Consider the following 12,650-nt stretch of genomic DNA (forward strand, 5'->3'; position numbering starts at 1 on the left):
CGTGCAACCGGAATGCTGTTGCGTCTTGCCGTGGTTATTTAATCCCAACCAGACCTCCCAGCCAGCCTATGCCGTCCACGATGCGCTTGGTCACTGGGATGTCGCCGGAGAGCATGGAGGCTGCGCCCCAGAGGAGCCCAACGGCACCGATGGCAACGCCGAGCGGTGCTCCGACGACAGATGTCGTGGCGGCGATGGCAGCGGCGGACAAGACCGTGGAAACCACACCGTCGGCCGCCCGGAATCCATCCCCATGGGCCATGCCTGAGGCGACATCCGCGATGCCCAAGCCAACACCCACCACGCCAAGAGCCCTGCCGCCCACGTCCATGGCGTTGCTGAACTTGGGCATCATGGCGGCGAGTTCATTTCCGTCAGCCAAGCTGATGTTGAAAGCAAACTTATCCGCCGCGAACTTTAGTGCATTGGTCACACCCTGGGCCTGTGCGCCATCCTCGATGCCCAAGACATCCTCGGTCAACCATTCAAGGCCGCCCGGCGCCGGGACATAGCCGGGATCGGTGAAGGCCCCATCGAGGGATTCGCCGGTTGGGGAGTCGCCTGGGGTGCTGATCTGGGGGCCACCGTCGGAGCCGCCTGTACCTGCGGATCCTGAGCTGCCAGTGTCTCCCGGCCCACCAGAACCACCCGTGTCGGCGCTGGCCTTTTCCTGCTCGTCGGCCTGGGCGAGGAGCATTTTGGACATGTTCTCCAGGCTTGCTCCTGCCGTGCGCAGGGTGGGGCGAAGTGCGGATGCCCACCGGTTGCGGAAGCTGTCGGCGTCAAACCCCGACCATTGGGTACGTGTGACGGCGGCTTGGAGGGACGTTGCGGTGTTATCCAGGTCCTGCCCGGACAGACTCATGGTTTTGGCCAGCTCCCGTAGTTCTTCCGGGGCGGCGCCGAGCATTCCCTCACTCACACAAACATTCCTTTCAAACCCAGCAGCTCACGGCCAACTGGCCACGGCGTGCATGGCTGCACCCCACCTGCCGCAATTCTAGTTTTTAGGCTACGGGGAATTCTCCGGCCCGGCGATGGGGACAACTCCCCTGTTGCCGTCCCGGCTACTATCCGGAATACGACCACTGGGCGATACTCTGCCACGGGCCAAGGTCAAGGGGTGACGGTGCAACACCCGAAACGTGCTTTCCTGTGGCACTCAGGGCCGTTCGCTGAAACAGCGGGAGCCCGTAGCCTGCTTCAAAGACGAGCTTGTCGAGCTGCATTTTCAAGGCGTTTTGCTTGGCCGTGTCCGGATTCACGGCCAGGTCGTCGGTCAGCTGGTCCACTACAGGATTGGAGAAGTTGTTCAGGTTTGAGGCCGCCCCGGTCCGGAAGATTTGCGGCACCTGGCTGGAACCGGAGGGGTTTGCCGTCCAACCGTACAAGGCGACGTCGAAGGCGCCGTCATGGAGGGCAGACTGCCATTGCGTGCCGCCACGCCCGGCGTCCGTCACCGTGAAGCCTGCCTCTTGCGCTGCGGCCGCGATGAGTGAGTATTCGGTGACCCGGTCGGCGTCGTCCTTGTTATAGAGGATGCGCACGGTGGGCCGGGCGCCGTCGAGCAGCTCCTGGGCTTTGTCCAGGCTCGTCTTGCCGGGATCGGCGGTCTCGGCACGGTTGGCCGGGAACTGGTTGCTGCCGTTGCTGCCCGTGGACTCCTTGTACGGGACTTGGGAGGGGCGGAACATGAACGAGTTCAGCACCTGCGCCTCGGGGTCAAGGGGTTTCGCGACATCGTCGACGATGTGCTGCCGCGGCACGGTGTACAGGAATGCGGTGCGCAGGTCCTGCTCGGCAAAAACGCCCTTGAAGTTCAACACGAGCTGGTCAAAACCGAGGCCCTGGCCCTGCTGGATCGCCACTCCCGAGGACTTCAGGTCCGCCAGCTCGGCGAGCCGTTCCGCGGTGGGCGTGAGGGAGATGACGTCGGCGCTCTGGTCCGCAAGGGCCGCGATCTGCTTCTCCGGATCGGATTCATAATGCACTGTCAAGGTGTCAACCTTCGGCACCTCACCCCAGGCGAAGTCCTTGTTGCGTATCAGCAACAGTTCCTTCCCGGCCGTGATTCCCTTGACGAGGTAGGGTCCGTTGGACAGCGCCAGCGAAGGGTCGGGCATGGAGTTTGTGTCAAAGCCGGTGTTCCAGAAATCGGCGACCTTGCGCAGCGTTGGATTCGCCGGCACGGTATTGGCCGGGTCGCCCTGCGGCACACTTGCCAGCAAATCGCTCAGTGCCGGCGCGTCCATGAGACCGGCCCGGGCGGCAACAATATGTGCGGGGATGGTCACCGTGGAGCCCAGCGCTGTTTCCCAATCCGAAGAAGGCGTGGAGTAGGTAAGCGTCAGTGATTTGCGGTCGTCACTGATCACCGGCAGTTCGGTCTTGGACAGGCCCGCGGTGTCCCCCGCAACATGAAAATATGCGGTTCCGCTGATGACGGCGAACTTCTCATTCAGCGTCGCATCGTTGAAGTAGCCGGACATGGCCGCCCACTGCAGGAGCAGGTCGTCGGCGCTCACCGGCTCCCCGTCTGACCACTGCACACCGTCATTGACGGTGTATTTGATGGTCAGCGGCTTGTCCTTGACCTTTTCATAGCTGCCAAACTTTTCATTCTTGACGAGCTTGAGCTCACTGTCCACGGAGTTGAAACCGGAATGCGTGGCGGATGCAATGCGCGTGTTGGTGAGCGTCTTGCCGGTGACACTTGCCTCGTTGAAGGACGTGAAGGGAGCCGCTTCCAGGACCGTGACATTCCCGCCAGCAGGTGCTGTGGCCGAGACGCTGGTTTCGTTGGGTCCCGGGGACGTGCCCGTACAGGCCGCCAGTGCCAGTGCTGCCGCCACGGCTGTGGCCACTACTTTGGAAATGCGTCCGAGCCGCATTCCACCTCCAAGGTTCTTTTGCTTTTGTGTACATCCGGGACCTCGACGGCGTCATGCCCGCCCTAGCCTGTCCCTCGCGAAAATTCTGTTGTCAACAGTACCGCAGCCTGCCGGGACGGGCCTGGGAACGCCCCTGCCCATTCGGATGGTTGTGGGCATCCTCCCAATGTTCGACGGCGGCCGGCGGCTTTCACGGTCGGCGCGCGGTCAGGCGCGGTCGGCGCGCGGTCAGTAGCCGGTGCGCCCGTCGATGCATTCGCGGAGCAGGTCCACATGGCCCAGATGGCGGGCGTACTCCTCGATCATGTGCGTGAACACCCAGCGCAGGTTCAGCTCCCGGCCGTGGCGGAGACCGGGCAGCGGCGCGTCAAGGTCGCTGGCACTTGCGGCGTGCCGTCGGGCGCTTTCGAGCTCCTGCGAGTAGGCCGCCACGTCGGCCAGTGCCGTGTCCTCGCTGTAGCCGGTGAAGTCCGCATCGCGGTCTTCACCCCGGTAGCGTGCCTTTTCGCCGGTGCCCGCCACCACATTGGAAAACCAATAACGTTCTACCTCACTCAGGTGGCGGACAATCCCGGCGAGGGTCATGGTCGACGGCGGGATGGCTGCCCGGCAAAGCTGGTTCGCCGTGAGCCCGCCAACCTTCCAGGGCAGGGTTTGCCGGTAGAACTCCAGCCAAGCCTCAAGGGATTCCCGGTCCCCGGCCATAAACGGCGGACCCGTCCGCTCGTCGGCAAGTTCCGGGGTGCGTGCATCAAGGTTGTCCATGGCACCACTTTCCCACAGGCGTTTGCTGCCTTGGGCCATTTTTCGCTGATTGATTCGTGCCAGCCACTTGCTGCCGGTTGATGCCATGCAGTTAGTTTCTGCCAGGCACTGGTCAACGCTGCCTGGTGGAGGGCAGAATGGCGGAATGGTCCTGCGCATTGAGAACGTGTCCGTTGATTCCACCACGCCTGTCGAAACCGCACAGTTTTGGGCGGAGGTGCTGGGCTGGCGGATCGTCGAGGATGACGACGAGGATGAGGTGGCCCTGCAGCCGGCTGCCGACAGTGCGGAGGCCCGCGTTCTCCCGGATCTGTTGTTTTTGCGGGTGCCTGAGGAGAAGTCGATGAAGAACCGGCTGCACTTGGACCTGCGCCCCGATGACCAGGCGGCCGAGGTTGCCCGACTGGAGGGGCTGGGTGCCACGCGGGTTGATATTGGCCAGGGCGACGGCGTCACATGGGTTGTCATGGCCGATCCGGAGGGCAATGAGTTCTGTGTGCTGCGAGGTTCCGGCGCTACAGGTGACTCTGCCGTCTGACGTTGGTTCCGGCGGTGCGGCGGTTCTGCCTCCTGACGGTCAGTTCCGTACCCGCCCAATCCAGCGTGGGGTGCGTGCGCAGTAATCCTCATAGTCCTTGCCAAAAGTTCCCCGCAACGCGCGTTCTTCACGGGGGATCTGAAAACGGTCAAGCGTTGCGGCGAAGGCTGCCGCCGGGAGCCATGCCTGCCAGGATCCGCGCCAGGTTGCGTGCGCGGCCAGCAAGCCCACCATTCCCATGTACATGGGGTTGCGCGAGACCTTGTTGGCGCCGCTGGTGACCAATGCTCGGGCCTCTTCCGGCGCCGTCGGATCAACAGTTGTCTTGTGGTCCCTGAAGACGCCAAAGGTGCCAAGGAGGAGTGCTGCTGATCCGGCGGCCAGGATCGCGGCAGCTGTGTGGCGCAACGGCAGCGCCTTGGTTGATGTTGGTGCCAGCCGTTGTAGTACGCCGGCGGCAAGGAGCACCGTTGGTGGCAAGGGGATTTCGTCGTGTCCAAGCATGGTGTCTCCTTTGAATTCCTGCCCCTGAGCTTACTCTCCAGGGCTGTGGATAACTTCAAGCAGGAATGCCAATCTGCTGGAAGAATTGCTGCATGGGAATCAGCTACTTTGCACGTCCGGTGCCGGCCGGATTGGTGAACATCGCCAAAATAGATCCCGGTGCGTTTCTGGATGACGCCTTGTTTTGGCGAACGTGGACGGAGCACAAGGGACGTCCTGAAACGCTCTCCTTGGGTGACGCCTGGTCAGACTTGCAAACACTGCTGGCAGACACCAGAAAAGACCCGCCACGTCCGGCATATGAGCTCGTCAGGGGAGAGCCCCAGTATCCGGGTTGGCACATCCAGCCCTTTGACCGGGTTCTTGATCCGGAGCAGGTAACGGCTGTGGCTGGTGACCTGGCGCAAACAGACTTGAAGGAAATGTACCAGCACTGCCTGCCCCTGCACTCCCCCGACTGGGCAGCCATCTTGGCTGGAAGGCGCGGCTACGTTGAGTCCTATCTGGCGGCCGCGGCAAGTTTTACGGCCGAGTTGTCAGCCAGGGGGTTCGGGCTGATCTACTCAATTGGCTGAACAGGTTACACCCCGAGAACGCCTTGGTTCTTGAAACCGCAAGGTATTCCTGAACAGTCAATGGCTCGCCGTTGATGCGTGTTTGTCTACCTTTTGCGTCATGACGGGATGTCCAGATTCACGGGCCCGGCTTCGCCTGGTCCGCCGCATCGCTCACTGCCACCCACACGCAGCCATTCAAGTGTGGACACCTTTTCAGCGAGCACCTGCCCCGTTGCCGACAAGGCGCGCACGGTGAGCTTATCCGGCGTCGTCATGGCCAGAGAAATTTGCCAATTCCACTCATCGACTCGAGAGATTGAGAACGGTGCGGGGACACTTGCAGGTGCAGGAGCGTAACTGGAGAGTTGATCCAATGTCAGGAGCTTCAAGGGCTCGTCTGGGCCCTCCTGGAGGGCAGGCCACGTGACACAATCGCTGTCCGCGCACACCTCGAAACCAGCAACTTCTCCGGCATTGCCGTTCAGGTGAATGTTGACCGAATTGCTCCACCCGATGGCAGGACAACCCACTTCGATGGAACACCCTGTCGCGGCCAAGCCCAGGAGCAGCACGGCGGTAAGACCGAATCGTCGTATTCTCCCCATGCCAGCAAACCATAGCAGGGCGTCCCAGCGAAGCATCGGATCAAAGCTGCGTAGCTGCCTTCACAACCAACGACCGTGCCGCCCTCTCCGCGCTGACGAGCGTGGTCCCGCTGATGGGGTCGTGTCCGTAACCCGCCCGGGTCTTCATGCCAAGCCGGGTGTCTAGCGATTTTGACGCCTGCTGGTCTACCGATGCGAGCAACTCGACCGCATCTTGGTGGTCCTGGCCCTTGGCATGTTTGCCAAGGGCACCAGCACAGATTGCATCCGCCGCCGCGATTCCACCGTGAACATATAGGGTCACGCGGGGTAACAGCGATGTAGCCACTCTGCTGGCTGCGGAACTGGGACTGCGTCACGGAGGTCATGATTGACGCGTACAATTTGCCCACGTTGACGGCATGGCACGAACCTCGTGGCACAGGCGCCCAGCCGGGCTTGGTATTCTCGAGCGGTTTGAGCCGCTAGTGCATATCGTGGTGTAGTGACAAGAACAGAGAAGGGAAGGACTCAGACCGATGAAACAGTACCGAATCGACGGTGCCGAGGTGCACGGTATCTCCGACCTCTACGAGCAGTTCAACCGAGAGCTGATGGCAGAGGAAGACTGGCGCCTCGGCTCGAGCCTGGACGGCTTCAACGACATTCTCTACCGGGTAGACGGCGAGATCCGCGAGGGAGATCCTGCTACGTTCGTCTGGATTGACCATGCCCACAGCCGTGATGCGCTCGGATTCGATGAGACACAACGGTGGCTGCACAACAAGTTGTCACAACCGAATTCCTTCAACCAGCAACGTATCCACTCGGATCTTGACGATTTGCAGAATGGACGCGGGAAGACGTACTTCGAGCTCATACTCGAGATCTTCGCGGATCACCCACTCATCGAGCTCCAACTACGCTGAACCGGTTAACTCCAATTGACCACCACGTTAGTGAGACTCGGCGTCTCGGCTGGGCTCGGCGGCGGCGGGTGGTTAGGCTGGATGGATGGCGACAGTTATTCTCGTGCGGCACGGCCGCACCACAGCCAATGCGACTGGACTGCTGGCCGGTCGGGCCGTCGGCGTCACCCTGGACCAGATCGGGCGGGACCAGGCGGCTCTGACCGGAGACCGACTCGCGGCCGTGCCCTTGGTCGGGGTGGTGTCGAGCCCTCTTGAGCGTTGTCAGCAGACCGCCCAGCTCATCCTCGATCGCCAGACTGACGCGCCATACGCGCCGGTCGAACCTGATCTCACCGAGTGCGATTACGGCCAGTGGCAGGGCCGCACGCTCAGTGATCTCGCGACCGAGGAATTGTGGCCGGTTGTGCAGTCGCAACCGTCCGCCGTCGTCTTTCCCGGCGGTGAATCCATGGCAGCGATGCAGTCTCGGTCAGTGGCAGCAATTCGACGCCACGATGCAGCCTTCGAGGCTGAGTACGGACCAGGGGCCGTATGGGCGGCGGTGAGTCACGGTGACATTATCAAGTCAATCCTCGCGGACGCGCTCGGCATGCACCTTGACCTGTTCCAGCGTATTAACGTGGGCCCGGCCTCCATATCGATCGTGCGCTATGGGGCTAGTCGGCCAAGCGTCTACGCGACCAATACCGACGCGGGTGATCTGTCGTGGCTGTCGAACGATACCCAATCCGGCGATGCGCCGGTAGGTGGCGGTGCAGGGCCAACGGCGCCATGAACCTCATGCGCCTAGAATATTGACATGCCTACACTTGTTCACGAGTTTTCCTGGCCTGATCGGGTCGTCGTTGGCACCATTGGCGTTCCGGGGGCGCGCACGTTCTACCTGCAGGTGCGCGCGGGGACGCAGCTCGTGAGTATTGCTCTGGAGAAGCAGCAGTCGGCTCTGCTCGCGGAGAATATCGACGAAATTCTCGATCAGCTCATCACCGTCGAGGGCAACCGCTTCAGCGTTCCCACGAGTACTCCCCTCGAACTTGTCGACAATGACCAGCTCGAGGCCGTCCAGGAGCAGTTTCGCGCCGGCGCCATGAGCCTAGGCTGGGATCCAACCACGGCCCAGGTCGTCATTGAAGCCCACCCCATCACCGATATCGATGCTGATGACAACGACGAATCGCCTGATGAGGACGGCGCCAACGAGACCGAAATGCTGCTCGTGCGAATGCCGGTCGGCACCGCCCGCGCATTCGCCAAGCGCACCCGCGAGATCGTGGGCGCCGGGCGGCCTACGTGCCCCCTCTGCGGTTACCCCATGGACGCAGACGGGCACATCTGCATCCTTCCAGAGGTCTGATGCCAACGCCGGACCTAGCGACCGCCGAGCTGACGCTTACCGGCCGCATCACAACGGCTTCAAACGCCACATTTCTGGGCAGCATCGGCGACGCAATGGTCGTCTATAAGCCGATAGCAGGCGAAAGTCCGCTGTGGGATTTTCCCCACGGCACCCTGGCTCAGCGGGAGGTGGCCGCCTACCTGGTCTCGCAGGCTCTCGGCTGGGGCGTCGTGCCGCACACCTGGCTCCGCGATGGTCCGATGGGCGAAGGAATGGTGCAGCTCTGGCAGGACCAAGACCCCGCCCAAAGCGCCGTGAACCTCGTCGCGACGGATCAGGTGCCGGAGACGGGCTGGAAACACGTTCTCGAGGGACAAGATGAGAACGGACAGCTGGTCACCCTCGTTCACGAAGACTCGGCAGCGCTGCGACGCATGGCGGTGTTCGACATCATCGTTAACAACGCCGACCGCAAAGGCGACCACATTCTTGCCATGACGGACGGACACCGGCATGGTGTGGACCACGGGCTCACCTTTCACCGTGAGCCCAAGCTGCGCACGGTGCTGTGGGGATGGCGGGGAGAAGCTCTATCCGCCGAGGAACGCGACGGCATCGATCGTGTCAGCGAAGGACTGCACGGTGGACTGGGTCGAAATCTGGCGGACTTGCTCAGCGCCGATGAAATCGCATCCCTCGCCGCGCGCTGCGCCCGGTTGCGCTTGGCAGGGCAGTTTCCGGCTCCGAGCGGTGAGATGCCAGCGGTGCCCTGGCCGCTGTTCTAAGGGAATGACGGCTTCTGGCTTGCGGCGACGAGTTTGGTCACTCGTTCGGTTTGCAGCAAAATGCTGGCTGCATTGAGGTGGCCACCGCTCGCAAAAAGCGCATGGCCTCCAAGAACACGTGTTTTTGGCGGCCATCGCAAAAGGTTTCAGGGAGGTCAGGACCTACACATTGAAACGGAATTCCACCACGTCGCCGCACATACCAACCTTTGGCTGAGATCAATGTGACCTCTCAGCGATACACCTCTCGCCGGTGGCGTAGGCGCAGCACGAGGATGACGAGTTCACTGTCAACGACATCGTAGACAATGCGGTAGTCACCAACGCGAATTCGCAGTTCTCCGTCACCACCGCTCAACTGCAGAGAGCCAGGCGCGCGGTTCATCGGCGAGCGCATCGATAGCATGCAGTATGCACCGGGCGATCTCACCGTCGAGCTTCCGCAGCCTCGTCAGTGCAGACCTCGCCTACGTGATTTCGTAAGACTCGCAGGAGCGTCAGAGCCCGAATTTGGCCATAACCTCGACATGGGATACTCGAGGCTCCTTACGAGCTTCGGCTGCACCGCGAATGTCAGCCTGATCCCCGAGCGCTTCCATCGCTCGGTCGAAGAATTCCGGGGAAACAACGACGACGCGACGGCAGGCGCGCCCTAGGCCTTGAACCGGGAATGTTCCGCAACGTTCGACGCCGGGGAGGCGCCTTTTGGACGCAACGGGACGTCCCGCCGTCGTGCTTTGGCAGACGAGTTCCGCCGCACAGCGAGAGCGCATTATTCTGCGGCACGATCCCCTTCCATGGACTGAACCGTCTGGTCCAATTCGTCCATCAGCGGCGCGGCACCCCGATTCCCTCCAGTCGAAACAAAGGCTGTCCCCTCGCCACGCCTTGCACGGGAGAACTCACTGATCTCTGCCTCGATTTTCTTGTTGTACGGCAGGAACAGCAATGCCACGATGCCCAGGACACCAAACAGGATCGGCACCCCTGCTGTTGCAAACCTGATCCCCCATTGTGCCGCCGCAGACTGGACTTCGGCGCTCTGCTCGTATCCATAAGCTGCGATGACCCACATGAAGATGGTGGTCTGAGTGCCGGTGAGGGGCGCAGACATCAGGGCGCGCAGGGAAGCAAATGAACCGGTCTTGCGCGTTCCCGTGAGCCGCTCGTTGTCATCGATGAGGGCCCCCTCCAGTGCGACGCCCGCCGTCGTCATCATGTACCTCCCCGTCATGATGAACATGTAGGCGATCAGCATGTGCCACCACTGCGTCACGAAAAACAGTGCGCTGAGCCCGCCAAGGTACGGCACGAAGGCGATGTAAATGGCGGTGCGGCTGCCCAGCCTTTTGATCGCGCGTGCCAGCAGTGGAAGCAGGACCAGAACCACCACCATGGAGCCGATATCCGCGATGGTCGCCTCCGTTCCGCTGCTTCGGATGACGTGGTCCATGAGATAGAGAAAGGCCGTGAAGTACATGCCCATGGGGGCCAATGCCGTGGTGCCGAAGGCGAACCATGCCCAGAAGGCCCGCATCGACATGATGGATTTTGCGTCCTTCTTCAACTGCGTCCAGGTGACAGACTCTTCGCCAGCGTCGCCGCGTTCATACAACTCGGGCGGGTCCTTGAGCTTGATGGCGGGTATCAGGTAGAGCGCGGCGTTGAGGAGCACCACCCCCATGAGTAAGGTCGCCATGGTGGTGTGCTCCGTGATGGCATCGCCCACCAGCAGTTGCGTTGCGAGGATGGTCGCAAATGCCGAAGAAATGTTTCCGACCCAAGTTTTGACAACCTCGACGTCGATCCGGTCTTCGCGAGTGGGTGCGGCTAAGAACCCGTAACTGATGGCGGAAATCAGGTAGAACGTGGATGCGACATCGAAGAGGAAGAGCTGCAGGAGGAAGACGGTAAAAATCACCCCTTCCGGCCAGGACGGGCTGCTCCACGCCATGGCCGCCAACCCGACCAGCATGAACGGAATGGTGCGCCGCATGACCAACAGGAACTTGCCGCGCCCAGGGCGGTACTTCATTTTGTCGAGCATGAAGCCGAAGACCGGGTCGTTCAAGATGTTCCAGAAGTTGAAGGCCAGGTAGACCCAGCCCACATACTCGGGTGAGAGCCCAATGACGTCCGTGTAGAACTTGATGTAGACGTTGTGGATGATGACGTTCGACATCCACGTCGCCGGCACAGGCGTCGCCAGCAGGAGCTTGTGTTTGAACGACAGCGCCATGGCCGCGAGCTACCGGGCCGGGCTTAACTCAAAGTAACCGAGTCCGGGATCGACCGAAATCCAGGGGCCATCCTGGCGTACCGCAATCTCAACCCCGTCACGGCGAACGGTGATCGGCTGGGTTTGCGCCCACTCAGGGACGAAGAACACTGACGGTTGCTCACCATCCTGCCCTTCCCACGTGGCGTGCAGCGCCTTACCCTCGACCCGCCAGCTCTGTGCCGTCCCGGCGAAGGCGATGGGGCGCGGTCTGTCCAGCGTCGCGGCAGCCTCTGACCCGGCGAAGCCCGGCTCCCACACCCAATAGGTCCAGGACCAGCCGTAGGAGTCGAAAAGGTCCAGGAGGAACTCGCCATGGGCATGCACCCCCTCACCGAGACTCAGTGCGCCCCACTCCCCCACGATCACGGGAACCGCAAGCCTGTTCTGGGTCTCTTTGTGCCGGGAGAAGATGACGCCGGCGCGGATGTTGGAGGACAGCGCGATGGCAGGGCTGTCGACCGTTAGGTCATAGCCGTGTGGCGAGTACACCCAGGCGGTGTCAGCCAGCGCCGGCTGCCCCGACGGCACCCCCATGTTCGCGAAGTAGGAGTGTTCGCGGGCCAGAAGCGTCTCGCCGTCGACGGCGCGGACCGCGGCGGCCACTCGCTCCATCATGGGCCCTACGGAGTCAGTCTCAAAGGCTTGCACCAGTGGGACGGTCGCATCTCCGATCTTGCGGTACACGTCCTCGTCCTCGAGACGGGCAAGCTGGGCCAATTTCGCGTCCGGATCCTCGAAGTCGGCGAATACCTGGTGCGGATCCTGACCGGTGACCGTCGCGAACGTGCCGATCAGCGCCGCAAAGATGTCAGGGGCCGCGGATCCGGGGGCGGGCTCGTTCAGCAGGTCGTAACCCACGACGGCGGGATGTTCACCCACCTTGGCGGCGACGTGTGCCCACATGGCCGCGAAGCGCTCCTGCAGCCCAACGCCGCCCGGGCCGGGCGCATTGGTCCAGAAGGCGTCGAGTGCTTCATGCAACGCCGCACTGGTTAGGTAGGCGTCGCTCCACAGTTCTGTGGCTGCAAACTGGTGGCCGCTCAGGGTGGCCCAGTAGGGTGCCCCATCCCCGAAACTCTGGGAGTAGAGGTCTTGATGCGAGTCCAGGAGCACTGCCATTCCTGCGTCATGGATGAGGTCCAGCTGCTCCACGATCCAGTCGAGGTAGTCCTTGTCATAGGCTCCCGGCTCGGGTTCCACGGCGGCCCACATGACTCCCAGCCTGACCAAAGTGAATCCGCGTGCGGCAAGATCTTCGAGATCATGCTTGGTCCAGGTTCCCTTGAACCCTCGGTCAATAAATGAGCCGTGTGGTTCGTGATCTCCCTTGGCTACCAAGTTGATGCCGTGAAAAACCCGTTCCCGGCCGTGCTCATCCCGGAGCCGGGTTCCATCAGTGACGATCCGCATGAGATCCTTCCGCGCGCTTCATTGCACTACTACAAAGGTTGCCACAGTGTAAGCAGACCGAAGGCAA

14 protein-coding genes are annotated in these 12,650 nt (G+C 61.9%); 6 read left to right on the forward strand and 8 right to left on the reverse strand.

Features of this window, described 5'->3' with window-relative positions; translation table 11 throughout:
* Window positions 1–34: 34 nt before the first annotated feature.
* The 3 genes from art_RS20975 to art_RS09100 form a co-directional block, all read right to left on the reverse strand.
* Window positions 35–922, reverse strand: a complete 888-nt coding sequence (locus tag art_RS20975; protein WP_157875220.1) for a WXG100 family type VII secretion target — start codon at window positions 920–922, stop codon at window positions 35–37.
* 148 nt (window positions 923–1,070) lie between these two features.
* Window positions 1,071–2,891 (reverse strand): ABC transporter substrate-binding protein, encoded by a 1,821-nt coding sequence (locus tag art_RS09095; protein ID WP_038464260.1) that lies wholly within the window; start codon window positions 2,889–2,891, stop codon window positions 1,071–1,073.
* A 228-nt stretch (window positions 2,892–3,119) separates the two neighbouring features.
* Complete coding sequence (locus art_RS09100; protein WP_253901532.1) at window positions 3,120–3,743, reverse strand: DinB family protein; 624 nt, start codon at window positions 3,741–3,743, stop codon at window positions 3,120–3,122.
* A gap of 58 nt (window positions 3,744–3,801) precedes the next feature.
* On the opposite strand from art_RS09100, the gene art_RS09105 reads away from it, so the two are divergent.
* A complete protein-coding gene (locus art_RS09105) occupies window positions 3,802–4,194 on the forward strand; it encodes a VOC family protein (RefSeq protein ID WP_038464263.1) in 393 nt (130 codons plus the stop codon).
* Between the two features lie 39 nt (window positions 4,195–4,233).
* On the opposite strand, the gene art_RS09110 is transcribed toward art_RS09105, so the two are convergent.
* On the reverse strand, window positions 4,234–4,698 hold the full coding sequence (locus art_RS09110) for an isoprenylcysteine carboxylmethyltransferase family protein (RefSeq protein ID WP_038464266.1): 465 nt from the start codon (window positions 4,696–4,698) through the stop codon (window positions 4,234–4,236).
* 92 nt (window positions 4,699–4,790) lie between these two features.
* On the opposite strand from art_RS09110, the gene art_RS09115 reads away from it, so the two are divergent.
* Window positions 4,791–5,273 (forward strand): DUF1877 family protein, encoded by a 483-nt coding sequence (locus art_RS09115; protein WP_038464269.1) that lies wholly within the window; start codon window positions 4,791–4,793, stop codon window positions 5,271–5,273.
* 98 nt (window positions 5,274–5,371) lie between these two features.
* Here the strand turns inward: art_RS09115 and art_RS22225 are convergent, their stop codons facing one another.
* Window positions 5,372–5,530, reverse strand: coding sequence for a hypothetical protein (locus art_RS22225; RefSeq protein ID WP_157875221.1), 159 nt, complete (start codon window positions 5,528–5,530; stop codon window positions 5,372–5,374).
* An 848-nt stretch (window positions 5,531–6,378) separates the two neighbouring features.
* Here art_RS22225 and art_RS09130 point away from each other — a divergent pair.
* The 4 genes from art_RS09130 to art_RS09145 all read left to right on the forward strand — a co-directional run bounded on the left by art_RS09130 (window position 6,379) and on the right by art_RS09145 (window position 8,892).
* On the forward strand, window positions 6,379–6,768 hold the full coding sequence (locus art_RS09130; protein ID WP_038464277.1) for a hypothetical protein: 390 nt from the start codon (window positions 6,379–6,381) through the stop codon (window positions 6,766–6,768).
* A gap of 85 nt (window positions 6,769–6,853) precedes the next feature.
* Complete coding sequence (locus tag art_RS09135) at window positions 6,854–7,546, forward strand: histidine phosphatase family protein (RefSeq protein WP_038464280.1); 693 nt, start codon at window positions 6,854–6,856, stop codon at window positions 7,544–7,546.
* Between the two features lie 24 nt (window positions 7,547–7,570).
* Window positions 7,571–8,125 (forward strand): DUF3090 domain-containing protein, encoded by a 555-nt coding sequence (locus art_RS09140; RefSeq protein WP_038464283.1) that lies wholly within the window; start codon window positions 7,571–7,573, stop codon window positions 8,123–8,125.
* The gene (locus tag art_RS09145; protein ID WP_038464286.1) at window positions 8,125–8,892 is read left to right on the forward strand and encodes an SCO1664 family protein; all 768 of its coding nucleotides are present in this window, start codon (window positions 8,125–8,127) and stop codon (window positions 8,890–8,892) included. Before art_RS09140 ends, art_RS09145 begins: the two co-directional genes overlap by 1 nt.
* Window positions 8,893–9,124: 232 nt before the next feature.
* Here art_RS09145 and art_RS21620 read toward each other — a convergent pair whose 3' ends face one another.
* From art_RS21620 to art_RS20980, 3 genes are all read right to left on the reverse strand, one after another.
* Window positions 9,125–9,298: a type II toxin-antitoxin system RelE/ParE family toxin gene (locus tag art_RS21620; protein WP_367643774.1), complete on the reverse strand. Its 174-nt coding sequence runs from the start codon at window positions 9,296–9,298 to the stop codon at window positions 9,125–9,127.
* A gap of 366 nt (window positions 9,299–9,664) precedes the next feature.
* Entirely contained in the window at window positions 9,665–11,131 is a 1,467-nt protein-coding gene (locus art_RS09150) for an MFS transporter (protein ID WP_038464289.1), read from the reverse strand.
* 9 nt (window positions 11,132–11,140) lie between these two features.
* The gene (locus tag art_RS20980; protein ID WP_052136172.1) at window positions 11,141–12,583 is read right to left on the reverse strand and encodes a glycoside hydrolase family 5 protein; all 1,443 of its coding nucleotides are present in this window, start codon (window positions 12,581–12,583) and stop codon (window positions 11,141–11,143) included.
* Between the last annotated feature and the right edge of the window lie 67 nt (window positions 12,584–12,650).

Source organism: Arthrobacter sp. PAMC 25486, assembly GCF_000785535.1.
In the GTDB taxonomy this organism is placed as follows: domain Bacteria; phylum Actinomycetota; class Actinomycetes; order Actinomycetales; family Micrococcaceae; genus Specibacter.